The organism is Nitrosomonas sp. Nm166 (assembly GCF_900112825.1).
GTDB lineage: Bacteria > Pseudomonadota > Gammaproteobacteria > Burkholderiales > Nitrosomonadaceae > Nitrosomonas.
Window position 1 is genome coordinate 27,858 of the sequence record NZ_FONE01000010.1, and the last position, 25,717, is coordinate 53,574.

The 25,717-nt window shown below is 47.1% G+C and carries 20 protein-coding genes; 12 read left to right on the forward strand and 8 right to left on the reverse strand.

The features are described from left to right. Positions 1 to 4: 4 nt before the first annotated feature. From BM021_RS04515 to BM021_RS15990, 3 genes are all read right to left on the reverse strand, one after another. Complete coding sequence (locus BM021_RS04515) at positions 5 to 1,408, reverse strand: hypothetical protein (RefSeq protein WP_143074292.1); 1,404 nt, start codon at positions 1,406 to 1,408, stop codon at positions 5 to 7. A gap of 105 nt (positions 1,409 to 1,513) precedes the next feature. Beyond that, entirely contained in the window at positions 1,514 to 2,527 is a 1,014-nt protein-coding gene (locus BM021_RS04520) for a hypothetical protein (RefSeq protein WP_090719323.1), read from the reverse strand. A gap of 142 nt (positions 2,528 to 2,669) precedes the next feature. Beyond that, positions 2,670 to 2,798, reverse strand: a complete 129-nt coding sequence (locus BM021_RS15990) for a hypothetical protein (protein ID WP_256207768.1) — start codon at positions 2,796 to 2,798, stop codon at positions 2,670 to 2,672. Positions 2,799 to 3,168: 370 nt separating this feature from the next. Here BM021_RS15990 and BM021_RS04525 point away from each other — a divergent pair, with 370 nt between their 5' ends. The 8 genes from BM021_RS04525 to BM021_RS04560 all read left to right on the forward strand — a co-directional run bounded on the left by BM021_RS04525 (position 3,169) and on the right by BM021_RS04560 (position 11,204). Continuing rightward, on the forward strand, positions 3,169 to 6,534 hold the full coding sequence (locus BM021_RS04525) for a galactose oxidase-like domain-containing protein (RefSeq protein WP_090719325.1): 3,366 nt from the start codon (positions 3,169 to 3,171) through the stop codon (positions 6,532 to 6,534). A gap of 186 nt (positions 6,535 to 6,720) precedes the next feature. Further along, positions 6,721 to 7,596: a S8 family peptidase gene (locus tag BM021_RS04530; RefSeq protein WP_090719327.1), complete on the forward strand. Its 876-nt coding sequence runs from the start codon at positions 6,721 to 6,723 to the stop codon at positions 7,594 to 7,596. Between the two features lie 5 nt (positions 7,597 to 7,601). Continuing rightward, complete coding sequence (locus tag BM021_RS04535) at positions 7,602 to 7,820, forward strand: hypothetical protein (RefSeq protein WP_090719329.1); 219 nt, start codon at positions 7,602 to 7,604, stop codon at positions 7,818 to 7,820. 67 nt (positions 7,821 to 7,887) lie between these two features. Further along, on the forward strand, positions 7,888 to 8,832 hold the full coding sequence (locus BM021_RS04540; protein ID WP_090719331.1) for a cyanobactin maturation protease PatG family protein: 945 nt from the start codon (positions 7,888 to 7,890) through the stop codon (positions 8,830 to 8,832). Positions 8,833 to 9,129: 297 nt separating this feature from the next. Then, on the forward strand, positions 9,130 to 9,441 hold the full coding sequence (locus tag BM021_RS04545; protein WP_090719333.1) for a hypothetical protein: 312 nt from the start codon (positions 9,130 to 9,132) through the stop codon (positions 9,439 to 9,441). Between the two features lie 86 nt (positions 9,442 to 9,527). Continuing rightward, positions 9,528 to 9,791, forward strand: a complete 264-nt coding sequence (locus tag BM021_RS04550; RefSeq protein WP_090719335.1) for a hypothetical protein — start codon at positions 9,528 to 9,530, stop codon at positions 9,789 to 9,791. A gap of 178 nt (positions 9,792 to 9,969) precedes the next feature. Further along, a complete protein-coding gene (locus BM021_RS04555; RefSeq protein ID WP_090719337.1) occupies positions 9,970 to 10,308 on the forward strand; it encodes a hypothetical protein in 339 nt (112 codons plus the stop codon). Positions 10,309 to 10,730: 422 nt separating this feature from the next. Continuing rightward, entirely contained in the window at positions 10,731 to 11,204 is a 474-nt protein-coding gene (locus tag BM021_RS04560; protein ID WP_090719339.1) for a hotdog fold thioesterase, read from the forward strand. Between the two features lie 102 nt (positions 11,205 to 11,306). Here the strand turns inward: BM021_RS04560 and BM021_RS04565 are convergent, their stop codons facing one another. Continuing rightward, the gene (locus tag BM021_RS04565) at positions 11,307 to 11,717 is read right to left on the reverse strand and encodes a hypothetical protein (RefSeq protein WP_090719341.1); all 411 of its coding nucleotides are present in this window, start codon (positions 11,715 to 11,717) and stop codon (positions 11,307 to 11,309) included. Between the two features lie 318 nt (positions 11,718 to 12,035). On the opposite strand from BM021_RS04565, the gene BM021_RS04570 reads away from it, so the two are divergent. Next, positions 12,036 to 13,391 (forward strand): DUF3422 family protein, encoded by a 1,356-nt coding sequence (locus tag BM021_RS04570; RefSeq protein WP_090719407.1) that lies wholly within the window; start codon positions 12,036 to 12,038, stop codon positions 13,389 to 13,391. Positions 13,392 to 13,398: 7 nt separating this feature from the next. Here BM021_RS04570 and BM021_RS04575 read toward each other — a convergent pair whose 3' ends face one another. Further along, on the reverse strand, positions 13,399 to 14,775 hold the full coding sequence (locus BM021_RS04575; protein WP_090719345.1) for an L-serine ammonia-lyase: 1,377 nt from the start codon (positions 14,773 to 14,775) through the stop codon (positions 13,399 to 13,401). A 425-nt stretch (positions 14,776 to 15,200) separates the two neighbouring features. On the opposite strand from BM021_RS04575, the gene BM021_RS04580 reads away from it, so the two are divergent. Continuing rightward, complete coding sequence (locus tag BM021_RS04580) at positions 15,201 to 18,146, forward strand: sensor domain-containing protein (RefSeq protein ID WP_090719347.1); 2,946 nt, start codon at positions 15,201 to 15,203, stop codon at positions 18,144 to 18,146. Between the two features lie 38 nt (positions 18,147 to 18,184). Here BM021_RS04580 and BM021_RS04585 read toward each other — a convergent pair whose 3' ends face one another. Beyond that, a complete protein-coding gene (locus BM021_RS04585; protein WP_090719349.1) occupies positions 18,185 to 18,844 on the reverse strand; it encodes a thiopurine S-methyltransferase in 660 nt (219 codons plus the stop codon). Positions 18,845 to 19,029: 185 nt separating this feature from the next. Between BM021_RS04585 and BM021_RS04590 the strand changes: the two genes are divergently transcribed. Beyond that, a complete protein-coding gene (locus BM021_RS04590) occupies positions 19,030 to 21,963 on the forward strand; it encodes a sensor domain-containing protein (RefSeq protein WP_090719351.1) in 2,934 nt (977 codons plus the stop codon). A 144-nt stretch (positions 21,964 to 22,107) separates the two neighbouring features. Beyond that, positions 22,108 to 23,307, forward strand: coding sequence for a hypothetical protein (locus BM021_RS04595; RefSeq protein WP_090719353.1), 1,200 nt, complete (start codon positions 22,108 to 22,110; stop codon positions 23,305 to 23,307). A 79-nt stretch (positions 23,308 to 23,386) separates the two neighbouring features. Here BM021_RS04595 and BM021_RS04600 read toward each other — a convergent pair whose 3' ends face one another. Continuing rightward, positions 23,387 to 24,511: a HupE/UreJ family protein gene (locus tag BM021_RS04600; protein ID WP_090719355.1), complete on the reverse strand. Its 1,125-nt coding sequence runs from the start codon at positions 24,509 to 24,511 to the stop codon at positions 23,387 to 23,389. Further along, entirely contained in the window at positions 24,508 to 25,704 is a 1,197-nt protein-coding gene (locus BM021_RS04605) for a tetratricopeptide repeat protein (protein WP_090719357.1), read from the reverse strand. Before BM021_RS04605 ends, BM021_RS04600 begins: the two co-directional genes overlap by 4 nt. Positions 25,705 to 25,717 lie beyond the last annotated feature (13 nt).

Sequence of the window (25,717 nt, forward strand, 5' to 3'; positions counted from 1 at the left end):
TCCCCTATTTCCCCCGACAAGGTTCAAGAAACTTGTGAGCAAAGTCTTGGATGATCTTGCACTGAGAGGGCAGAATGCGGTCGCCTGTATAGGTTTTCTGCATGATATTGTTATCCTGATCCGAGCTTGTATCTTTCTTGTATTCATCATCGACCTTTTTCATGTTATCGATGAGTTTCATACGATCAGGGCTGTCTTTGTTTTTGGGGCCTGTGGGGTCCTTCTCGTCTATGGGGTCATCGGGGGCTGGGATTTTGTCTTTGACGTGAAATTCGTGCCCCGTGGAGTGGATTACTTCGTGGGCGATATTTCTTCCCAAATCTCCTTCGACGACCCCCATGGGCGTATAAGGTTCTCCTATTGCGCCAGAGTTTTTCTGCTTGCTGTACCCCTTTGTCTCTATGCCAGGTAAGTCCGGGTTTGCTTTTGATTGTTGGACGTCATTCGCGTAGAAGAGATGGATGCATTGGCGGTTGAACTCAGCGCGAAAATGGACTTCCAGCGTCACAAACAGCCAATCGATCGGATCCGGATCACTTTCACCATAAACAATGCCGTTCGTAAACACCAGCTCAGCCAGCTTCTTGGTGCCACCCCCGGGCTGGTCAGGAGCAACGACCTTGCTGGTGTCGAGAACATACACTTTGCAAAGATCGAGTTGCATGGCGGTACAGGGACTGGCTTTGAAAATCTTGTTTGCCTCCCGGATGTCTTTGGCTATGCTATCTACTGCTTGCTGCGTGGGGGTTCCAAGGGCCTTATTGAATCCTCCCCAGTCGGTCGCGCCCTGTGCATGCTTGTGGCCTCCTTTGGCACCGGTCAAGATCCACGCAATCACACACCAGCCCGGGATTGCAGGGTCGCCCGCAATCTTAGGCGGGATTGTCCCTTGAGACGTTTCCGGAATCGTGACAACCTTGCCGTTACCTTTGGCTTTGCCGTTGCCTTTGTCCTCATCTTCATTTCCGCCATCACCGGCAAAGCGAAGCATGAGTTGATCTATCGGCAAGCCAGTAAGTTGCAGCAGCCCCGGCGTCATATGCTTAACCCCGCTCAAATTGAGCGTCAGGTCGGTGAGATAAATCGCCCCGGCTTCTTCCTTTCTCCCAACCTCTGTCAGCGGTTTTGGGAGCACTTCCGGTGTCATCCAGGAAACGTCCTTCCACTTCGGTTCAATCGGCACCGCAAGCTGTGGCTCGGGAAATTCCTCCGGCCATACTTCAGTGGGCATCTCCGGCATCGGCCTCTCCACAGGCGGTCTCTCCATTTCGGCAGGCCCTGGGAAATCTTCCGGGGCGGCCGGCGGTAGCACCTCCGTAGAGGGAGCGAATTCCCGTGCGGCCTTCAGGAATTCTGCCGGTATTGCTGCACTGCGCAATAGTTCAAGCGCCTGCGGCGAGATTTTCATTGTTCGTCTGCCACGGGTTCGGGTTTCGGGCTGGCAATCAGGACACGGCCGTTCGTCTTCCTTTCTGGGCATTCTGTCTCTCCTCTCGTTTGATCAGCGAGATCATCATCCCTTACGCTTCGAGCTATAGCCGTCGCCTTTCGGAATCGTTGCGTTCTTGATCACTGCAAGGGCACAGGCACTGCCCAGCGCAATTCCCACCGGCATCGTCAGGTGGTACACCAGCGTGGAAGCGTCTGCCTGGATGGTGGAGCGGGTAATAATGCTGCGTGCCTTCTCCGGCATGATGCCATGCAGATTTCCCTGCCCTAAGACAAAAAACCAGATGTTGGTTGCGACCGATGGATCAAACCCGTCCAGATTGAGGGCTTTTTCCGGCGGAATCAGTTTGTCCGGCTTACTGCCGTCACATGCATAGATCTGGTTGAGGTCGTTGATATAAACAGGTGCGCCGTCGAACTTGAGCACTTGCTGCATTCTGCTGCTGCCATCGGGGCCGGGAAAGGTCATTTCTTCATACTCTGGCGCCACTGCCCGGTTCCAGTAGGCGGCATGGATTGCGCGTTTACCGATGCTGCTGGTGAAGATCACTGTGTGTCGGCCATCGTTCGTGCGCACCATCTCCTTGGCACTGTCCATATCTTCCAGCGTCAGCTCGCGTCCTCCCAGATCGACTACTTTCGAAGGATCCACCAGCTTCAGCAGGCCATCGAATTCATCCGGGTTGACCGATGAGTCACCGCTTTCGAACAATGTCCAGAACTTGTACAGCAGCTCCCGCACCGCCAGCGCCATCTGCACCGCGACCTGGTCGTTCACATTTGAGGAGAAGATGTCCTGCGCTTTGTAGCAGACGCGGAACTGCGTAGCAATCTCGGCAAAACGGTAAATCCGGTTGGTGTCATTGGGCTGTTTGGTATCCTCGGCGATGGTGCCACATTGACCAATAGCTATCCCCGGTATCAGCGGCCCGGTCGTTGCATACCGCAGTGCATCACCTGCGACGGGAAGAAAGGGGAAAGCCGTTGAAAGTTGTATGCGAAACGGAAAATCTTCCAGTAGCCACTTTGCCAGAACGTCATTAGAAAGCAATCGAGCGTTATTACCTATGGGTTGCATTATTTTCCCCTCTGGATTTTCAAGATAGTTTATAACCAAAGAACGTAAGGTTCTGTATCACCTCTCTTACTTTTGTTTTTCAATCAGCCAGCACTCTATATATTACCTTTGCACTCAGCTTAGCCGAGTACGTTGATAAAAATCAAGAGTTCTTTAAGGAAACGCTGATTAATTGATTGCACGGGCGAATCGCTTCGTTGCGCGGAACTCGCTCCTCGTCTATCTGATTGATATGTCTCGGTTGCTGCGTTCCGTGCGCCTCGCGCTTCATCACGTTCGCCGAATTGATCTGCGATTTCTTAAGTTAAATTACGCATAGACAATTCATGGGTAATTCGAGAAACTGACATAATTGGAAGTTTTGGGATGCTTATTTTTTATATTTAAAAGCTGGGTTTATTTTGACCCATAAATGGATTTGATTGATGCATGTGCTTATGAGCAAGTGCCTCTAACCAATGAGTTAATTTAAATGCTGGTAATGGGGGTATGAAATATCCGCGGTTCTAATGGTTAATCTGGAAAATTATTATCTATCAGTATATTGATATCTTATCCTGGCATACTATTTGTGACTTTGATGGGATTGAGTGGATATGCACTGCATACCGTCATAAAAAACAAAAGAGGAGGGAAGGCTTATGCGTTATGACATCAGAGGACGAGTCATCGATTCATTTACCGGTGACGGTATAGGCGGTGTGCGTGTCGAAGTGTGGGACAAGGATTTCATTCTGGACGATTATCTAGGTTCTGCCAGTACAGTGACAGATGGCTCTTTTTCGATCAGTTTTGAAGATAGTGCATTCCATGACTTATTCTTTGACAGGTGGCCGGATCTCTATTTTAGAGTTTACTGTTACAACGAGCTGCTTGCTTCAACCGAGAGCTCGGTGCTATGGAACATCAGAAATCCACAAACTGGCGTCACCATACATGCGGCCCATCCAAAGCCGCTGGCTTGCGATGAGCGTCATATTTATCTGAAAATCGAGCGGATCGAGCATTACAGTCCGGTCAGACCACAGGAAAAGGTAGTACCTCCAGTGCAATACGGCCGGGATTGCATGCGCGGGGATGGGCATGAGAATGGCTTGATTCCGCAAACAGAAATCGATGCACGTGCGCTGACTGCAGTCGTATACCGCGCGTATCTTGACTCAGGTTACCTGATTCCCAAACCCGACAAGCTGATTGCTGCGGATATCAATGAGCCTGTTTATACTCATCGTGTTCCCGGTACGGTTATTTACACCCGGCCATGTCAGCGGCTGAAAATTCATGTGTGGAATACCGACGATGTGCCGCACTCGCTGCATATGCATGGATTGCGTTATGGCATCGATTCCGATGGCTCATGGCCGTTTGGCACGCAAGCCGCTCACCATGGCAGCAGATCGGATGCCATCTGCCCGGGACAAACATGGATTTATACGTTTGATGTTCCTGATAATACGCTGGGTGCCTGGCCATTTCATGATCATACTTACCATCACGATACTAAGATCGATCAGGGTTTATTCGCTGGTGTGGTGGTGCTTGGTGCATGCGATCGGCCGCCCCGCCACTTCAGGTTTCCATGGGAAGTATTGCGGCCGATTTATCTTGATATCGAGCGGTTTGAACGATCCCCGGTATTTTTGGATAAGGAAATACCAGAATTATTCGAGTTTGATGAAGAAACCGTTATTCAACTTGCGCCGTATATCCATGCCCAACGATTGAAAGATGAGACGCGCTTGATCCTCAAGCAGCGGCTTGATTTTCTGGAAGAATTCACCCTCAAGGAATTGGCACTGCCACGGCGTGTCATCAATACCGATCATGTACCGGTATTTCTTCATGTGATGTCGAATCCTGAGGCAAAACCGGTATTTGATACGGATGATATCGAAGAACTCGGGGGTGAAGCCGAAATCGTGTTCAATACGGCAGGCGATTATGATTATTTCTGCCGCCACCATCCTGAAATGACCGGTATTGTTCATGTTGTGCCCGGAGGGCCTGACCCGGTGACGGTCACCATTGCGGCTGGTCCGCCGATGGTGTTTTCGCCTGATGAGGTAACGGTGGGTGTGGGAGGAACGGTCAAATGGATCAACAACAGCAATGCCCATCATACCGTTACCTCAGCACAGGGTGCATCGATGCCAACGCACTGCATCAATGGCCGCGGCTTTACCGGCAATACACCCACCATTGTCGGCCGCAGCGGCCAGCGTATCCGCTGGTATGTATTTAATCTCGATACCAGTCCGACCTGGCACAATTTTCATCCCCATGCCATGCGCTGGAAATTCGGTGGCGAGTATCTCGACGTTCGTAGTTTAGGACCGGCGGAATCATTCATCGTCGAAAGTGAAATTCCACCGGTGCTGTTGCTGACCGCCGAGGAGGAAAAAGCGCAATTGCCTGAACACCGTCCGCCGGGAGCAACACTGCATCAGCTCAAAGGCGATTTCCTGTTCCATTGTCACGTTCATCACCATATGATGAACGGTATGGTGGGGTTAGTGCGCGCACGTCAGAGCTTATGGCTGACAGAGGATATGGCGCATGAAATCAGCCACCGCACCGGTTTGCCGCTGGATGATGGCAGCAATGCTTGCCCGGATGTTAATCCGCACCCTTGCCGCGGCCATGGCGGTGGCCGCTGGGAAGAGGTTCCTGGTGCACCCGAAGTTGCCTTCATGCATTCTGTGCTGTTGCCCAATACACAGCGTGTGCTGTATTGGGGTTACACACGTGCCGATCAGTCGCGCGTATGGGATTACTCAACACTGGCGGGCAGTTATCTGCTGCCAGCTAACCAGCCAGCCGATTCTCCAGGGTTGGATATCAATACATCCAACCTATGGTCAGCGGAGCATACCATCCTCGATACCGCAGCAGGCACGTTATTGATTCACGGGGGATTTTCACCTAACAAAGCATTTACGTTCGATCCGGCATCGTTGACCTGGACCCGGGTTGCCGATACCGTTGGTGACCGTTTCTATGCAACTACCCTGATATTGGCTGATGGTCGTGCCGTTACACTGTATGGCAACGTCAAAACTATCGAGATCTATACACATGGTGCTGGATGGGCAGCGCCCATTGCGATGCCAGCCAGTATGAATCATCATCAGTATTACCCATGGACCTATTTATTGCCTGATGGACGCTTGTTCATTGCCGGACCGCATGATCCAACGCACCGCATCGATCTGGCTGTGCCAGGCGCGCCAGAAGCGTTCAGCACAATCAACGGAGACCGCAGTACCGGCGGTGAGAAGGGTTCTTCTGTGTTGTTCATATTGCGTCCGCCTGCATACCAGCCGATTGCCTGCATTATGGGCGGCAATCCTGCAGCTGCGCAAAAGACGGTTGAAATGATCGACTTATCCGCACCCGTACCTGCATGGACTGCGCTGCCAGACTTTAATATTCCACGCGCTGAGCAATTTACGGCGACCCTGCTGCCCGACGGACGCATATTTGTTGCGGGTGGCGTGAGCGGTGGCCCTGATGGCGGCGTCTGCGAGATCTTCGATCCGCGTGATCCCGGCGCTGGATGGGTGATGGGTCCGGCGATGAAGTATGTTCGTACTTATCACTCGTCATTCATTCTGCTTGCCGATGGCAGTGTGCTTGCAGGCGGCGATCCACAATCCAATGGTGCGCCTACTCCGCATGAGCGCTTCTTCCCCGACTACTTCGATATGCTGCGCCCGGTAATTTCCAATGCACCCGCTACGGTCAATTACGGTGCCAGTTTCAACATTGCTACGCCGAATGCCGCCGATATCACGGAAGTGGTGCTGCTACGTGCTGGTGCGGTAACGCACGGCTTCAACATGTCGCAACGCGGACTTGAATGCGTAGTGAGCGGTATCGGGGCAGGTGTGTTGACGGTTGACATGCCGGCAAATACCAATCTTGCCCCGCCAGGCTGGTATTTGTTGTTCATTCTCAACGCCAGTCGTGTTCCTTCCATGGGGCAGTGGGTGCGGGTTACAACATGATTGTTACAGCTAAGGTCTGTTTATAAGTAAGAAGAAAGATGCGGCGATAGTGAACTCTTTATTGCTGAAGAGAATCTAATTAAAGGATACGTAATCAGTTGATTTAACAGTAAAAAGGAGCAAAAATTATGGTAATGACAAAAGACTGCTCTTTTCGCTTGACAATAAAAGGATTAAGAAAAATCCATGACGCCGCTGGAGTTGGTCAAGCTTACTGCATTACTTAACCAGACGCGCGGCAGGCGTGATGTGCGGATCGGTCTCATTGATGGTCCGGTGGCGATGAATCATCCTGAGCTTGCCAGTCAGCATATTCGCGAGATCGCCGGAAGCGGTAGCGGTGCCTGCGCGCAGGCGGGCAGCATAGCCTGTTCGCACGGTACTTTTGTAGCCGGAATCTTAAGCGCAGAGCGGGGTTCTTTCGCTCCGGCTATCTGCCCCGATTGCACATTACTGATTCGTCCCATTTTTTCCGAGACGATATCCGGGCGTGAATACCTGCCCAGCGCGAAACCCGAGGAACTGGCTGCGGCGATTATTGAATGTATTGCAGAAGGGGCGCATTGCATCAATTTGAGCCTTGCGCTGGCACAGCTTTCGTCAAAAGGAGAGCATGAGTTAGAGCTGGCGCTGGATCATGCCACCAAACGCGGCGTCATTATCGTCGCTGCGGCAGGCAACCAAGGCACACTCGGCAGCACCGCCATCACCCGCCATCCATGGATTATCCCGGTAGTCGCTTGCAATCTTCAAGGCAGACCGATGAATGAGTCGAATCTGGGCAATTCAATCGGAAAACGCGGTTTATGCGCACCTGGCGACGCTGTTACCAGTTTAAATGCGGCAGGACAGTTACTCACCCTGGGCGGAACGAGTGTTGCTGTACCTTTTGTGACCGGTGCGATTGCGCTGCTGTGGTCAGAGTTTCCTGCGGCAACGGCGGCACAAATCAAACTGGCCATCACCCAGGCTGTCTTACCACGACGAGCCTCGGTGGTTCCACCGTTATTGGATGCCGCGGCAGCCTACCAAGTTTTGTTAACAATGAACGCGAGGAGGTAACTTTCATGACAAAAGAAAGCAAACGGAATGACTCTTTGCACCAGAGCGAGCACTTGCCTCATCGGATGCGCTTGCCTGGATTTATTAGCGATGAGGAGATCGGGCTGGGCGATGCAATTCAACGGACAACTGCCTATTTTGGCATTAAGCCCTGTGGCGGCTGCAAACAGCGGGCGGCGATGCTCAACCGCTGGCTGGTTTTCACCCGTCAACAGCCGAGGTAGCGAAATCATTTGCATGGGGATTCACAAGCTAGTTAAGTAACACAAGACTTATTACGAAGGAGAAAGTATGAACGAACAGACTGAAACGATAGAGCAGCCAGTAGCGCAAGCGGAGCATGATATAATGGCAAGCCCATCTTCTCCAGATGTCCGCCAAAATGCCGCAATTCTTCCGCAGGTGGAAGGCGGTGCCTGTGGCTGTAGCGGGGCTGCCGGTTCGATGCTCCCCAATGGTACTGGCACGGTTTCTTATGTCTATGCTATCGGCCGGGTGGAAGCACGCTTCCCGAATCTGGCAGCGGAAAAGGAATTTGCCCAGGCGACGGGACGGGCAGATACCGCCGGGAAGACCGATCAACAAACCTTCCACGCCGTCTTGTCCAAGCGCGAGAACCGCTACCTGGTGCGCCAGCTTTGCTGGGTGCTGACTATCCAAGGACTCGAAACCTATCTGTTGCAGCCGCGCGACCCGGCGGACATCGATCTGCTGGTGGAAGCGATCCGTCCTGCCCCTACACCCAATGACATCGATGTCGTCATTGGCCTGCGTGGCCCCATTGCTCCGCCGCAGATGTGCAATGGATTGATGGTGCCCATCGTCCTGTTCGACCAGATCTATTCCTTTGATCGCGATACGCTCATCAAGGCTATCCCCAAGCCAGAAAAGACCACCGATGCGCAGTTCGGCCCGGCGGCTGAAGAGCTGTTCAATCGGATCATGCAGATGACAGACAATGCTGGCGCAACTGATGAGCATCGTGTCTTGAATTACCTCGTCATGCGCTATCCCGCCATTTATGCAAAGACAGTCGAGCAATTTGCCAAGGATTTTTCATTGACTGGCGTGGAAGTGCGTCCCTCGCCCTTGAGCAGCACGCGCAACATCGTCGATGTGATCTTTTCCTATACCAATCGTAATACCGATTTCACGGAGAAATTTTTTGTGCGTGTCGACGTGACCGAGGAGTTTCCGTTCCTCGTTGCCAAGATGTCGCCGTACTATGACCGTTAAACCTAATCAACCGAAAAAGGAGATGTGAAATGAATACTGGGAACATACCAAGATTTACCGCTGAAGCTTCGTTCTATAGGAGTAGAAGATACTCCCAAGTAGGTGCGATGTTGACTGATCTTCAGCAAGGAGGGAGAGTTTTACTTCACCCCGCTGCCCGGCCAATCGCTTATTGTTCAATGAAGGGATGTTGCGTCGACCTAAGAGACCTGGGATTTCCGCGTATTTGCTGTAATGGGGACGAGTGTGGACCCGATGTGCTAATTTAGGTTCGTGCAAAAAGGAAGGAGATATGAGATGAAAATAATGAATATGCCTGGGTTTACTGCAGAAAACTCATTCTATCACACGAGCAGGCGCTATCAGATGACGAGCTCTATTCACAGAATCGAATTCAACGCAAGCTTGGTTCAACCATCGGCCGCGATTTACAGCGGAGGAAGATTTGTGTGCTATGGTGAAGTAACAGAAGAAGGATTCATCAACTGTTATCCGCCCGATGGCGGGCTCTCCGAACCAGCCGAGCTCGTTTGTGGCCCGTGTATAAGCGGGCGACAGCGCTGCGGTATACCGGGTGTTGGTTTTAGCTGGGGGCCATGCATCGACTGAGCCCTTATAAGGCTGATTAGGGATAGAACTTGAGGCTGGGTTAGGAAAGCTGTAACCCAACGAACTGATTTGAAAGGAGATATAAAATGATGAACACCATGAACATACCAGGATTTAATGCGGAATCATCGCTTGGCCCACCAGCTATGGGCATATATCAGAGAAAGGCTGTTTCCGGCAGATTTCCTTCGGAAGGGGGCGGAGACATTATGCCGCAACTTCGTTTCCAGTCGGATCCGGATTTAGGTGCGTACTTGAGATGCAGGGCAAATGGTGGAAGTGATCTTATATGCCGTTTCTTTGGCGGGCTTCCTCCTTTCACAATCGGTGGCCTCCTGATCGTTGGATGAGCGCAGGATGCGTTGAAGTATAAAGGACCGTAGCTTTAGGTTGGTGAAATGAAGTCGTAACTCAACAAACTGGCACAGCCTTCGCGATCATTCGCTAGGATTCAGAAGTCACTTTTATGCAAGAAGCCCGTAGGCTGGGTTAGGAAAGCTGTAACCCAACGAGCTAATAAGATATGAAATGAACACCATGAATTTACCTGGTTTTACCGGAGAGTTGGTACTCTATCCAACTGCTCGACACTATCAATCGACAATTTCAGTCAATCATGAACCGAGCGGAATATCCGTTGTTCCATCTGTCCTCCAAAGCTGGTTGGGCGATTCGTCGAGTATAGGATTGAGCTGGGGCCGCTGTTTGGTCACGCACCTGTTTGGAAAGGTGGTTCGGCAGGAGGTGGTTTGCCAATTGGAGGTTTTGACGCATCAGGCGGAGGAGGAACCACCATGGCACAAGACTGTATGTCTGGCTGCCTACAAGATTGCCATGATAAGTGTATTAATAGCAATCAGCCTTTGAAGTGCTATTTCACGTGTAAAAGTAGTACTTGTTTGCGAATTTGCTACGGGATAGGTTGATTCACACGTAGTGTGACCTCCTTGGCATGGTTTTAGTTATAAGTAGACAAAACGACAAAACACTGATGAGACGTGATCATCTTATTTTTTAGAAACAAACACTTGGATGTCATTTGCAAAGCAATCTAATGTAGCTGATTCATTGGAAGGAATTACGCATTGGTGGTGGAAAAGTAACGCTATTGAATGGTACGGTGCTGTATAAGAGAAATGGATAAGAAGCTCAGGGTGAATGATTGAACGATGGGGTGGTGCCGGATGAATACCCAAGCCAAAAGAAAAAGGGGATAATTTCTTCGATCAGCCAAGGCTGTTCCATCACAGGCAATGCGAAGTATTATGACAATAAAAAAGGAATGTTTCATGAGTGCTATTTGGTTTAAAGATTATACCGTTGAGTATCTGGAAGGTCTGCGTAATGCCAATATGGGGGAGCATATCGGTATTCGATTTACTGAACTGGGGCCGGACTTTCTGAAGGCGCGTATGCCTGTCGATAAACGTACCACGCAACCATTCGGTATCCTGCATGGCGGTGCCAGTTGCGTTTTATCCGAAACGTTGGGCAGTGTGTCGGGTTGGATGACAATCGATCCGGAAAAGTATCGCGCAGTAGGGTTGGAACTTAATATTAATCACATCCGTGCAGTTACCAAAGGTCATGTCATCGGTATTTGCACACCGCTGCATACTGGCCGCCGTACCCAAGTCTGGCAAACGGATATTATTGAAGAGGTTACTGGCAAACGCGTGGCGATTTCGCGATTGACGCTGGCAATCATTGAACAAGGTACGCTCAGCGCCCAAAAGGAACATGTGATTGTCGACAGAACGTGATACAGCGGAGAATCAGCCAGCTGGTTCTGTAAAAGAGCCCTCCGCTAGGTATGAGCGGGTTGCTGGAGAGCAACAACTCGTTGAACTCTTATATGAGCCATTCTAGGCATCCTTGCTCTTGTCAGTATAGGTTCCTTTATTCACTAATTTCTCATCGGGTGATTCATTATCACTGGCTTCAGCATCAGCTGCATCGACAGATTTTTTGTCATCGCTTGCTGGAGTATCGTGTCTACCTTTGCTGTTCCACATGAAATAAGCCGCACCCAACGTGACTACCACGACCGGCAGAGCAATAAAGACTAAAAGCGCGTATTCCACCGTAATGTCCGTTCCCTGCGGGGGCGGACTGCTGACAATCACGTAAGCATGCGTCAAAGCAACGCCATACACAGGTAGCAATGCAGCCAGGTAACGGTTAGTGATTAACGGACGTACCGTTAGCATATTCAGAATATTGGAACCATAGTATCCAACGAAATAAATAAAAATATAAAAGAAAATGGCACCCATAGGGTTTTCCTGTATTGATCAAGTTTATCGGTTACAAAAATCAGATTTCCTAGCATGTTGAAAATCTTCAAACTTATGATACACAGATTGCCATGAAAAATGTACTGATAAAACTGCACGAGAAAACCGTACGGATTTATTTTTCAGAAAACTAGACATATTGGCCCACATGCTGAGAATCGGGATACTGGGTGTTACTGTAACGTAATATTCAATTTTGCGTTTCACTACACAGCGCATAGCTTGTCATCAAAGATTCATCTATTGATAATGAAAATGAGGTATGTTAAAACCCTTCAATCGAACCAGGTCTTTTTTATGAATTCTTCTACCTCGCTATCTTCATTAATTACCGAAGCCAGAGATCTTTCTAAAGAAAGCTTATTAAATATTCCAGAATATTCAGAAAGGCTGGAGTTACATTCTGAGTTAAATGCGGTGGCGTATGAATTACTGGCACCACCTGTGCAGCTTTCCCATTTGGTATTAATGTCTGAACGCCTGTGGATCGATCAGGAACGCAAGCTGATCGGTGAATTATGCGAGCGTTATGGCATGAGCCCGCCCAATCTGCATGAAAATGATTTCGGCGCGAATTTTGGCGAGTTTCGTCTCCGCTGGGAGCGCCATACCGAATATTCGACATATACTGTTTATCGCGCGAAGCCATTTGAGATCCCTTTCGAGCATCCTGCAATTGAGTATGTGCCGCAGGAGTGGCTGGCTCGTTTGCCCGGTGAATTGCTGGTGGCCACCCATATCGCTTTAGAGGATCGGTCGCGGCCCAAACGCAGCCTGCATGAACTAGCCACTTTATTTGCTTCCGGAACGGTGATCGGTTCCAAAGTGGCCGGGGGAGCTGCCAGTGTATGGAGCGACAATCAGATCCACCAGGATAATTTTGGCCGCATCTTGATTCATGATGAAAACTTGCGCAGTCGTCAGGTTGGGCGACTGATACAACGCTTGCTTGAAATCGAGACTTACCGCATGCTGGCAATGCTGCCGCTGCCGATCACCCGCAGGATCATTCCGCAATTGGCGCGGGCCGATCAGCGGCTAGCTGCATTGATTGCCGACAATGTGGAACTGACCAGCATTGAGGACGAGCAGCGCTTGCTGGACGAGCTAACTCGGTTAGCGGCAGAAACCGAGCGTTTGTCCGCCCAGACCGGTCATCGCTTTAATGCATCCAGAGCTTATTACAATATCGTGAAACTGCGTATTACTGAATTACGGGAAGAGCGTATTGAGGGATTGCAGATGCTGCAGGAATTCATGATTCAGCGATTGTCATCGGCGATGGGAACCTGCGAGCTGGTGCACACCAAGCTTGAGACGCTCTCAATGCGTCTGGGACGTGCATCAGCATTACTGCGCACACGGGTTGATCTATCCATGGAAGCACAAATCCGTGACTTGCTGAAGTCGATGGACCATCGTGCGCATGTGCAGTTACGCATGCAGGAAACGGTCGAGGGATTGTCCGTTGTCGTGCTGAGTTATTACCTGCTGGGTATCGTGGGCTATGGATTAAAAGCACTCAAGGCGGCAGGGCAGGATATGAATGTCGAATTACTAACCGGTATCGCTATTCCAATCGTGGTACTCAGCGTTTTCTTTATCGTCAGAGGATTTAGACGTGGTATCAGTAAATTACATAAAGATAAATAATTGCTGATTAACATTCAGTGATACTGACTGCCAGGCCACCCAACGAGGTTTCCTTGTATTTGACCGACATCTCCAACCCGGTCTGTTTCATTGCGGCGATGCAATTATCCAGGGACATAAAATGCTGGCCATCACCCCGGATTGCCAGTGAGGCAGCGGTATATGCCTTGATGGCGCCAAAGCCGTTGCGTTCAATACAGGGCACCTGCACCAAGCTGCCTACGGGGTCACACGTCATACCCAAGTGATGCTCCAATGCGATTTCTGCGGCATTCTCAATTTGTTCGGTAGTCCCACCTTTGATTGCACATAATCCTGCCGCTGCCATGGCTGAAGCAGAACCCACTTCCCCTTGGCAACCTACTTCAGCACCGGAAATCGAACTGTTATGCTTGATCAATCCGCCAATCGCGCTCGCTACCAGCAGGAAATCGCGCACTTGCTCCAGCGTTGCGCCTTCATGTTTTACTGCATAATAGATCACTGCCGGTATGACACCTGCTGCGCCATTGGTGGGTGCTGTGACGACCATATGACCGGCGGCATTTTCCTCATTCACCGCCATGGCGTATGCACACAGCCAGTCATTCAGATTGGCTTTCTGCGGATTGTTCTGTAACTGCTGATATAAGGAATGGGCGCGTCGTTTAATGTTAAGTCCGCCCGGTAATCGGCCTTCTGCCACCAGACCATTTTCAAGGCAGGTACGCATCGCATCCCAGATAGCATCCAATCGAACATTCAGCTCTGTTTCGCTTATGCGCTCTTGTTCATTGCTGCGCTTCATGGCAGCAATTGATAAGCCGCTGTCAGCGGACATTTTCATCATCTGATTGGCGGAATTAAAGGGAAAACCACAGGAACTGGCTTCCATTTTGATGGGTGCAACCAGCTTGCCAATTTCAGACAAAGTAGTAATAAAACCGCCACCAATCGAAAAATAAGTCTCTGCTAACAAAGTCTTTCCAGTTCCATCCAGTAATTGAAAAATCATGCCATTCGGATGTTCCGGCAATGGTTCTCCGCGATCGAAAATGATATCTTCAGGCGGATTGAAGTGAATCAATGTGGATTCATTAATCTGAATCGTATTTTGCTGCCAAAGTTTTTCGAACAATGCATTCACATCCAGTTTCGCCAATCCTTGCGGTGTATATTGATGCATACCCAATGTCACCGCACGGTCGGTGGCATGGCCCTTTCCCGTGAATGCCAGGGATCCGCGTAAAGTGCAGCGAACTTGCAAAAATGGTGGAATGGGATGACAAGAAACAAATACTTGAATGCGGTCACGAAAATCCTTGGCTGCAACCATGGGTCCCATGGTATGCGAACTGGATGGACCAATGCCGATTTTAAAAAGATCAAGAACACTGATGAACATTAAATTGCCTGTGAAAAATTGAAATTCTATAGAGGATCAGGACGATACCTTAAGGAATATAGGTACTAAAAATTAAAGCGCAGCTAGTATGCTATATGTCTTGCACCGACTCAACAAATTTTTATGAATCATCCTAAAGATGAACTTCGATTACTTTTATAGTCAGTAAGATCAAATGAATCATTCAAGTTCGCCTCGGGAAGGTACAATACCGTGTCAACAGAAAGTGAGCTATTTATCGTCATTTTGCTTAAATATTTTTGTGCGCAATATAATTTTATAGGCTCTAGACTAACAGATTGTATCTGCTGGTCTAGACCCTTATATATTTATCTACTTTAGATTGACATTCCCTTTTAATGTTGCATTGCTAGAATTGAAGCATGTCATTATTCCGGCTCACGTGATATTTATAAATCCACTTCATGAGTAACGATCATATAGTTTCAGAAGAATTTCCCAAAATAAATGCACCGATTCATGTCTCAACTATTTTAAGTGAAGGGCAACTAAGTGAACTGTTCGATGAGATAAAAGATTTGATTCAGAGTGTCGCGCTGAATGGACATTTTCTCTTTGCCAATCGTGCCTGGCGTGAAACACTTGGATACTCAGTGGAAGAAGTGGCAACGCTAAATATCTTTAACATCATTCATCCAGATCATCATCTGCATTATCAAAAATTCCTGCAACGTATGATTACCGGTGACGGTGAGAGCGTTGGACTTATTGAGATACCATTCTTATCAAAGGATCGGCAGATTATCGTGTTGGAGGGTAATGTAAATCTTTATTCTATAGATAATTTGCCGATCGCCATACGCGGCATATTTCGCAATATTTCTAAGCGTAAAGCGGTAGAAGCGGAGATTTCGGCACTCAAAGAGAAGCCAGTTGACATCACTTCGCAAAATCGGATGGAAATGGCGCCATGTAATAACGAACAGCTTTTTCGCGGTCTGACTGAAGTGGCGCCAGTCGGCATCTTTCGTACTGATGCAACGGGTAAATGTCTCTATGTGAATGAACGTTGGTGCAATATTGCGGGTATGGATGCCAAGACAGCTTCAGGTTATGGATGGATTGCTGCGATTCACCCCGATGACTGTGCGAGAGTGATGAATGAATGGGACAAGGCGGTGCAATACCACCGGCAATTCTTGTCTGAATATCGCTTTCAAACCAAGGAACAAATCATTACCTGGATTCTGGGACATGCGCAGGCGGAGCGTGATCAGAATGGCGAATTAGCGGGTTATGTAGGTACTATTACCGATATCACCGACCAAAAAATGAAAGAAGCTGCACTGGCCGAATCACGTAATTTACTCGAAACCATTATCGATACCGCACCTGTGCGTATTTTCTGGAAAGACAGAAGCTTACGCTTTCTGGGCTGTAACTCCATGTTTGCCAGGGATGCCGGGGCTAAATCTGTACAGGATGTAATTGGCAGCGACGATTATCAGTGGAGCTGGAGAGCGCAGGCAGAAAGTTATCGTAACGATGATCAAGTGGTAATCAATTCAGGCATTCCAAAACTTGCTTATGAAGAACCGCAGACGACGCCTGATGGGAGGATGATCTGGCTGAGAACTTCCAAAGTGCCTTTGCGTAACGGCCATCAGGAAATCATTGGCGTACTCGGCATCTATCAAGATATTACTAAACAAAAAAGGATTTATGAGTCGATGCGCTTGGCGGCGACGATTTATCAATCCAGTAATGAAGCCATCATGGTGACGGATGAGAATGATCTGATCATTCATATTAATCCGGCTTTTACGCGTATGACTGGTTATGAGAAAGCGGATGTCGTGGGCAAAAGTCCTGAGATATTCCGGTCAGGGCGGCATGATGCAGTTTTTTATCAGGACATCCGACGCAGGCTTCTGAATGAAGATTACTGGCAAGGTGAAATCTGGGATTTGCGCAAGGATGGCACTGCTCACGCCAAGTGGCTCAATATGAGTGTTATCCGACATCCGGATGGCCGGATTCATTACCATGTTTCGCAGTTTACGGATATCACCGAGAAAAAGAAAAAAGATGAACTCATTTTGTCTCAAGCGAATTATGATCAGTTAACCGGCTTGCCCAATCGTAATTTGTTCAAGGATCGATTGGAGAGGAAAATCAAGCAATCGCGCCGTATTGGGCAGCCCCTGTCATTGCTGTTTCTAGATTTGGATCATTTTAAGGATATCAATGATACATTAGGACATGACAAAGGTGACGATCTGCTGAGGGAAGTTGCAGCGCGTATCAAATCTTGTATAACCGGGACAGACACCGTTGCCCGCTTGGGTGGGGATGAATTTGCAGTGATCTTATCAGATTCCGTGAGCAATCAACGGGTCGAGCCAATTGCCTCTCATATTATTCAGAACTTGAATAAGCCATTTAATTTTAATCAGAACCGAACAAATTATCATATTTCCACCAGCATTGGTATCGCCTTCTATCCACAAGATGGAGCCGATATGAAAAGCTTGATGAAGCATGCAGACCAGGCGATGTATGCAGCGAAATTGGAAGGGCGTAACCGGTTTTGTTACTTTACACCTTCGATGCAGCGAGAAGCCTATGAAAAAATGGCGTTGATTCATGATCTAAGGGAGGCGAGAGGCAGAAATGAATTGCAGGTTTATTATCAGCCGATTCTAGAGCTATCTAGCGGACGCCTTATTAAAGCCGAAGCACTGGTGCGCTGGAAGCATTCACGGCGGGGTATGATTAGTCCAACTGTTTTTATTCCGCTGGCTGAGGAAAGCGGCTTGATCCTGGAAATTGGCGAGATGGTTTTCAAGCAGTCGATCGCCCTCATCGATCAATGGCAAAAACGGCTGGGTTATATGATTCAAATCAGTGTCAATATGTCGCCAGTTCAATTCAAGTTTATGAACAAATTCAGCTGGCTGGATGAACTAACCCAACTTGGATTGCCCGGCAGTTGCATCAATGTGGAAATTACTGAAGGCTTGCTGCTAAAAGATTCTGCTATTGTTCAGGAGTATTTGCTGGAGTTTCGTAACAGTGGCATTGAGGTATCTATCGATGATTTTGGTACCGGTTTTTCCTCACTTTCTTATCTTAAGAAATTCGATATTGATTATCTTAAAATAGACCATTCTTTTATCAGTCAGTTAATCGATAGTGAAACGGATCGCACGCTGGTAGAAGCGATTATTGTGATGGCGCATAAATTAGGTATCAAAACTATTGCTGAAGGTGTGGAAACAAAGGAACAACTGGATTTGCTGACTCAGTTTGACTGTGATTATGTGCAAGGCTTTTTTTATTCAGAGCCTATCAAGGGGAAGGCATTTGAGAAACTGCTTTTCGAACAATTGAATCGGACTAAGCAATAAAACCCATCAGAGTCGCCCATCATTTATCTGCCTTCATATCATAGGGCAGTCTTTAGTAAAAAAATATTCTCTTGCAGTCGACTCAAGCCGCGCTCTATAAAGCGTGGATTCTGTGCAAGCACATCCTGTTGTGTTAACAGCTTGATTTCAGCGTGTAACTGGTACAGCGTAACGACCTCATCTACAGAAACCGAAAAGGGCGGACCTGACATTTCAGAAGCGGGATAATCCAGCGTAATGAGTAAGATCTGCACTGCCGGTGGCAGTATGTGCAACAGATGATGTACATATTGTTTGCGCATTTCTGACGGTAACGCAATGAATGCTGCGCGATCGTATACCGCACCGATTTCTGCCAGATGATTGTTATCCAGAGCAAAAAAGTCACCACATAGGATGTGTATATTATTTGCTTCGAGATGAATGAATTTTTTATTGATAGTGCATTGTGGCGTATGACCGCTTTCTCTAAAAAATGCTTGTGCTGCAAGATGGCTTAATTCAACACCCAGCACCTTATGACCTTGTTCATGAAGCCAAAGCATATCGCGGCTTTTCCCACATAGCGGCACAAATACTCTACTGTTTTGAACAGGATGTAATCGCTGCCAATATTCACGCAAATAGGGATTAATCGCGCTTTGATGAAAGCCAATATCTCCCCATTTCCATCGATCCAGCCAATATTCTTTTTTCATCTAAAGTATCGTGAGCTTATCAAAAAATATATTCATAGCCCTTTATGTTACCTGAGCATGGCAATTACAAATGTAGCTTTTTTGTAACAAGTCACTTAAAGACTGCAAATAGTGAGGCGCAGCTATTGCCATGCATAAGCATTTGTGTGTAAAAGTACTGATGAGAGAGATGGTGAACAAAAATCATGTCATCAAAAGATCAAATTAAAACAGATCGGCTGGAAATATCAATTTCATCCTCGACTGAGTATCCGCTCAACTCAGCGGCAAATGCTATGGTAAGTTCTCTAGAAAAAAAAATTAGCCAGCTAGAAGAAATTTTTAATCATGTGGATGCGTACATTTGTACGAAGGGTGGGGTAGAGCGCTATCGTTATGATGACCAGAATGTTCTAAACCTGCTTGGTGCATTCATTGAATACATGATCGACCATAAAAATAAGCAGTTTCTTAACTCAGCATTATCAAATAACTTGATACTCAATGACAACCCCGTTATTGAGTTAGAACAAACAATCAAATGTGAAAAAAGAAGTGCCCCCAAGCCATCGGATGAAAGGCGGATCTTCTGTACTGTCAATAGGCCGACACACCATGATCAAGATCAGATCATGGGCGAGTTTGGGGGTTCTATTGGTCTCGCCGAGCACAAACTGGCGGAGAATATGTGGCATTTTCATAGAGAGATGTTATGGGATCTGCCCATCGGGATATGCCTTATTCGTGCCAATGATAAACAAATTGTTTATTTGAATTCGCGTTTTGAAACCAGCGTTGGTTATGAGGCTGAAGAACTGCTAGGTCAGCATATCAGTGTAGTAAAGGTATCCACCTTCGACGGCCCACTGATAACCGCCAGCTCAGTCATGGCTGAACTTGAGCGAGCCGGAAAATGGACTGGGAAAGTACATAGCATTCAAAAGAATGGGACGGCCTTTGGATGTTATGCAATGGTCTTTACTTTTAATCATCCGCTACTTGGAAAAACCTGGGTTTTGGCGCTCATTGATAACACTGAGCACAAACGGGCAGAAGACATGTTGCACTTCAGCTGGCAACGCTTATCTCTGGCAACGCGTACTGCAGGCATTGGTATCTGGGAATGGGATATCGTGCTGGATAAACTGATTTGGGATGAGCAGATGTTTGCGTTATATGGTATTTCTCAGGATAACTTCCTTGCCAGATACATGACTTGGCGTACCAGCATTCATCCGGAAGACCGGCAGCAAGTAGAGAAAAGAATCCAACTGGCATTGCGCGGAAAAAAGGATTTCAATATTGAATTCCGTGTTTGCAGACCGGATGGGACTATCCGCTGTATTCATGCGATTGCCACGATACTCTATGATGCTTCCGGACAGCCGATACGCATGATAGGTACTAACTGGGATATTACCAGTCTCAGGCAGACTTATGATTCCATGCTACTGGCTGATGCGATTTATCAGGCCAGTGGTGAAGCCATCATGGTAACCGATGAGCATAACCTGATAAAACACGTGAACCCTGCTTTTACCCGATTGACCGGCTATAAGTTGTCAGAAGTAATTGGTAAAAATCCGCGGATTTTTAGTTCGGGGCGTCATGATAAAGCCTTTTATCATGAAATGTGGAGGGATATCAAAAGAAAAAAGCATTGGCAAGGCGAAATCTGGGGACTGCACCGAGATGGTACGGTTCGTGCCAGATGGCTAAATATCAGTGTTATTCATCGTCCATCCGGTCATATCTATGGTTATGTCGCCCAATTTTCTGATATTACCGAAAAAAAGCAGAAAGAGGAGCTCATCTTATTTCAGGCCAATTTCGATCAACTGACCATGCTGCCCAACCGTCTTTTATTCAAAGACCGGCTGGACCAGGAAACCCGAAAATCTCACCGCAGTGGTCAGTTGCTGTCAGTGATATTTCTCGACTTGGATCATTTCAAGGATATTAATGACACACTGGGCCATGCTGCAGGAGACCAATTACTCAAGGAAGTCGGACAGCGTATCAAGTCATGTGTGCGCGATACTGATACCGTCGCTCGTCTTGGTGGAGATGAGTTTGCAATCATCTTATCCAACATTGACGTCAGGCGCCACGTCGAAAAAATTGCCAAGCATATTATTCATGAGCTGAATAAACCATTCAATCTTCTGACTGACCAGGTCGACTATCACATTTCTACCAGTATCGGTATTGTTTTTTATCCAGAAGATGGCAGTGATATAGAAAGCTTAATGAAGCATGCAGACCAGGCCATGTATGCAGCGAAACAGGGAGGACGTGATCGTTTTTGTTACTTCACACCTTCTCTACAGCAAAAAGCCAATGAAAAAATGATTCTTACCAATGATCTCAGAAAAGCGTTGGAACGTAAGGAATTGCATGTTTATTATCAACCTATTCTGGATTTAACTCGCGAGCGCATTATTAAAGCTGAAGCTTTATTACGCTGGAAGCACCCTCACCGTGGCATGGTCAGTCCGCATATTTTTATTCCCTTGGCAGAAGAAAGTGGCTTAATTGTGGAAATAGGCGAATGGGTGCTTGATCAATCGATTGCACATATTCAGCAATGGTTTAGCCGCTTTGGCTATATTATTCAGGTGAGTATCAACAAATCACCGATTCAGTTTCAAGAGATAGATATAAAATCAAACTGGCATGAGAGGCTCATTCAGCACGGTTTGCCGGGTAATTGCATTAATGTGGAAATTACTGAAGGATTATTATTAAGGAGCTCTTCCACAGTACAGAACTCCTTGCTGGAATTCCGCAATAAAGGCATTGAAGTTTCTATCGATGACTTTGGTACTGGTTTCTCATCGCTATCTTATCTGAAGGAATTCGATATCGATTATATTAAAATAGACCGCTCCTTTATCAGCAATCTGAGCAACAACGCAACTGATCGCGCATTGGTTGAGGCCATTATTGTGATGGCGCATAAACTGGATATCAAGACTATTGCCGAGGGCGTGGAAACCAATGCACAACAGGATTTATTGATTCATTTCGACTGTGACTACGTGCAAGGTTTTCTTCACTCTCCTCCTGTTCCTGTAGAAGAATTCGAAAGATTGATTGTTCAGCAACAGGATCAGGGATATCAGGGATATTTGATCTGATAGAACGACAGTTAAACATGCCCGGGCTGTATCATTCCATTAAGCCCAATCTCAAGCCTATCTTTTTTCATCAGAACTCGATTCAAAACTGCAGTGGGATAGAATACGGGCATCTTTATACTTAATAATTTACCAAGTTAGCCTATGAATTTTATTGGTTGTTGCCTGCTGCGACTGTTGTCATGCATCATTCCGATAGTTCTCGCAGGCTGTGTATCGCCGATAGCGCTGAATCGTGCTGTTATTGCTTACGATGAAGCGGTTACCAATGCCGCATCTCAGCAGTTATTGATCAATATTGTGCGTGCGCATCATCGTCAACCTGTTCATTTCACTGGCGTTTCAAATATTGCTGCAACCTTCAATTTTCAGGCAAACGCGGGAGCAGCGCCTGCAGCGGGTGGGCTTGCCGGAGCATCGATGGTGCCAGTTTTTGGCGGAAGTGTTGCTGAAAGTCCAACCATCAGTATTGTTCCGATCGAAGGAGAAGAATTCACCAGGCGGCTTTTGACGCCATTTTCACAAAACAAACTGATATTGCTGCTGCGTCAGCGTTTCGATGTCGACCTCTTGTTAAGAATGATAGCGCAGGAAGTACGGTTAACGAATTCTGAACAATATAGCGTCTATCACAACAGTCCAATGGATAAAACCGGTTATGAGATGTTCCGCCGTGTGGTCCTGCACCTTTCGGCGATTCAGGATCACAACAAACTGTATGCGGAACCGCTGCCACTCATATACACCTGGATCATCCCGGCTGGTTCTATTGCGCCGGATGGCTTTCAGGCGCTGCAAAAAGAATTTATCGTGCATTACAATCCCAACGATAATACCTATACACTACGTAAACAAGTCGCTGGGCCGATTCTGATTACTAACTATGATCCCAATACCTTATCCCATGAAGAGCAAGAAAGCTTGCGGAGACAGTTGGAAAACCGGAGTGACAGCGATATCGCTTTTGATATCCGATCCGGTCATTACGGCGGAGAATGGCCGATAAGCGGTGTTTTTCGGCTCAGGAGTTTTCACTCGATTCTCAGTTTTCTTGGAAAAGCGCTTGGTGATGAACTGGAATATTATGTTGAGAAAGATTCACGAACACCGCCCATACTCAGAGACGAGAATCCTGACCTGACCATAGAATTTGTGGTTTCCAGCATTCCCCCTGCGGATGTTGATTTTTCAACCCGCTGGAGTGGCCGGTTTTACGCTGTTAATACAGCGGGAGCACATGCGCGCTGGAACCGGGATGCCTTTCAGTTATTGTTTCTCCTGTTTCAAATGACCGTCACCGACATTCCGCGTGTCGGCGTGCCAAGTATTACAATTGCCAAATAGATTTCTTGAATCAAGTCAAAATGCAGATTTTTATGATCTTCAAGATGATGGGGATTAAAACCACTTGTACAGATTAGGATTAAGTCCAAGTCATGCTTCGTTCTATTAACCAAATGAATGCAACGAATGCAATCATCAGAGAACCAAAGTTAAGAATAAACCGCTGGTAAAACCAGGAGCGGCGAACCCAAAATGCCAGTGGAGTAAATATGCCCACAATCACGACTTGTCCTATTTCTACACCAAGATTAAATCCAGCCAACGCCAGCGCCAATGATTTTTGTGGAAGGTCAAAATCAATAAGAACAGACGCAAATCCAAGCCCGTGAATTAAGCCAAAAATAAATGTGATGACCCATAAACGGGTTTGAATAATCGGATAGAGGTTATGGAGAGCAACAATGAGAACAGATGCGGCAATGGCCGATTCTACCCAGCGTGAAGGAAGACTCACGAATCCAAGAACAGCCAAGCTTAAAGTGATGGAATGAGCAAGTGTAAAGGCCGTGACGATTTTGAATACTTCCCAAAATGCTAGGCGAAAAGATTGTTGAGGATACCAGCGCCCTGCTTTCCACTGTAAAACAGCAGGTAAAAGAAGGCTAATCAAAAAAAGAATATGATCGTAGCCAATCCAGATATGCCATACACCTTCTCGCCCAAATTGGATAAATTCATGCCAAGAAGAGCTTTTGTTTAAATTGAGACGAATTGTTTGGTGTTCAGGGCTGAAAATTCCGGTTTGCACCTGCTCATCGTAAGCAACTTGAAGCAATCCCCGATGAAGCAAGTCTAAATCGAATAGTAAACTGTATTCTATTTCAAATATACTCACGGTTTCAGGACAAGTCACCGTGAAGTGGAGAACTGCATAAGCTCCGTCAGTGTGATGATCGACAAGATGGTCAGGAAGATTGCTCCAGCATTTAGCACCATCTCCTCTTATTTGAAGATGAGTAAATGCATAATTAGTGATGGCTTGATGCCTAACGCGAAGTTCACCCCAAGTAATACGTCTATCAGCGTCTTCATCTAATCCGATGGCATAATCGAGATCACGTAGCGCGATGTCCCATCGCCCTTGAATAATTCCATCATTAATCTCGAACCGTAAATAACTATCGCTTGCCTTGTGTGCAACTGTAATTTCTGAAAATATAGCCAGTAAAATACCGATGAGAATGAAAATAATCGGTTGTTTCATAACAACTCTTTCGCGAGTTTCGCAAGTTGCACATCTTCTAAATTTACGGACATTAGCCAATCTAATACGGGTTGTGCCGCAGATCGATCATTGTTTTTAAGCGCAGCTTCCAGAAGTATTCGCGCATCCCAGGGTTCTCGCTGGATATGCCAGTTTTTCTGAGCCAATTCCAAAGCTTGTTTAGGTTGATGCAAGAGATGCAGTGTAAAACGAGACTCATCTCGAAGGTGCTGAGCTTCCTCTCGCATTCTATTGGCTGCAAAGCGGGTTTTAAGTTCTTCAATATACTTTTCATACGTAGGGGCTTGGATTTGTTGTTCTGCAAGCGCTAAACGCAACAGTAGCCCATCATGCTGGGTCATATGTTTAAGTAGAGTTTGCACTTCCTTCGTTCTACCTTGATCCAACAAAAAATCGCAGTAAGCGCCTAATAAATAAACATCTCTTCGATCAACAGCAAAGGCAGCCTTGAAATATTGCTCAGCTTCTGAATTTTTCCCGAGACGTGTAGCCGTCTCAGCAAGGATTGTTAACGCCCACAGTTTTTCCTGGGGTGCCGAAACAGCGTCATTCTCGACAATTTTCTGTAAGGCAAGATAACTCTTCTGTGCATTGCCATTCAAACTTGCGACATTCGCTATACATGATATTGCTATCAAAGCGCCACTCAGCCGGAGTAAGGGAAGACAACTTTGATGAGCATCCTGATAATGCCCACGTACTTGGTGGATGACCGATTGTGTAAGCCATGCTTGGGAGTTATTGGGTTGAATCTGAAGAACTTGATGAAGGTCATTGAGAGCGAGATTAAAATCATGTCGACGTTGACGAAGGATCGCGCGCAAAAGAAGCACTTCTGGAGGGGGTTGAGCCATATTCCACCAAGGCTGGAGTGCAGCCTGGGCATAACCATCATAACGGGGATCTGCCATTGTGTGGCCTATTTGAAGATACTTTTGTGCAAGCTCCACAGCAAGTGCTAAATCAGTTGGAGTGTTCGACAGCTTGTTTCGCAGTTGACGCAATTCTTGAATATCGGAATTTCCTGATGCAGGAAGTGTTTCCAAAACAATGGAATCATTATTAGGAATATAGGGTTCTGCATAAATAATAGAAGCAGATAAAATCTGATATGTGATAGCCCAACTTATTAAAAAAAGGAATTTCTGAAAATGATTATCAAAAACTACCATCTATCATCTGCCC

Coding starts and splice junctions, on each gene's coding strand:
- BM021_RS04515 (WP_143074292.1), bottom strand. CDS start 1,408: ATGAAAATCTCGCCGCAGGCGCTTGAACTATTGCGCAGTGCAGCAATA.
- BM021_RS04520 (WP_090719323.1), bottom strand. CDS start 2,527: ATGCAACCCATAGGTAATAACGCTCGATTGCTTTCTAATGACGTTCTG.
- BM021_RS15990 (WP_256207768.1), bottom strand. CDS start 2,798: ATGAAGCGCGAGGCGCACGGAACGCAGCAACCGAGACATATCAATCAG.
- BM021_RS04525 (WP_090719325.1), top strand. CDS start 3,169: ATGCGTTATGACATCAGAGGACGAGTCATCGATTCATTTACCGGTGAC.
- BM021_RS04530 (WP_090719327.1), top strand. CDS start 6,721: ATGACGCCGCTGGAGTTGGTCAAGCTTACTGCATTACTTAACCAGACG.
- BM021_RS04535 (WP_090719329.1), top strand. CDS start 7,602: ATGACAAAAGAAAGCAAACGGAATGACTCTTTGCACCAGAGCGAGCAC.
- BM021_RS04540 (WP_090719331.1), top strand. CDS start 7,888: ATGAACGAACAGACTGAAACGATAGAGCAGCCAGTAGCGCAAGCGGAG.
- BM021_RS04545 (WP_090719333.1), top strand. CDS start 9,130: ATGAAAATAATGAATATGCCTGGGTTTACTGCAGAAAACTCATTCTAT.
- BM021_RS04550 (WP_090719335.1), top strand. CDS start 9,528: ATGATGAACACCATGAACATACCAGGATTTAATGCGGAATCATCGCTT.
- BM021_RS04555 (WP_090719337.1), top strand. CDS start 9,970: ATGAACACCATGAATTTACCTGGTTTTACCGGAGAGTTGGTACTCTAT.
- BM021_RS04560 (WP_090719339.1), top strand. CDS start 10,731: ATGAGTGCTATTTGGTTTAAAGATTATACCGTTGAGTATCTGGAAGGT.
- BM021_RS04565 (WP_090719341.1), bottom strand. CDS start 11,717: ATGGGTGCCATTTTCTTTTATATTTTTATTTATTTCGTTGGATACTAT.
- BM021_RS04570 (WP_090719407.1), top strand. CDS start 12,036: ATGAATTCTTCTACCTCGCTATCTTCATTAATTACCGAAGCCAGAGAT.
- BM021_RS04575 (WP_090719345.1), bottom strand. CDS start 14,775: ATGTTCATCAGTGTTCTTGATCTTTTTAAAATCGGCATTGGTCCATCC.
- BM021_RS04580 (WP_090719347.1), top strand. CDS start 15,201: ATGAGTAACGATCATATAGTTTCAGAAGAATTTCCCAAAATAAATGCA.
- BM021_RS04585 (WP_090719349.1), bottom strand. CDS start 18,844: ATGAAAAAAGAATATTGGCTGGATCGATGGAAATGGGGAGATATTGGC.
- BM021_RS04590 (WP_090719351.1), top strand. CDS start 19,030: ATGTCATCAAAAGATCAAATTAAAACAGATCGGCTGGAAATATCAATT.
- BM021_RS04595 (WP_090719353.1), top strand. CDS start 22,108: ATGAATTTTATTGGTTGTTGCCTGCTGCGACTGTTGTCATGCATCATT.
- BM021_RS04600 (WP_090719355.1), bottom strand. CDS start 24,511: ATGAAACAACCGATTATTTTCATTCTCATCGGTATTTTACTGGCTATA.
- BM021_RS04605 (WP_090719357.1), bottom strand. CDS start 25,704: ATGGTAGTTTTTGATAATCATTTTCAGAAATTCCTTTTTTTAATAAGT.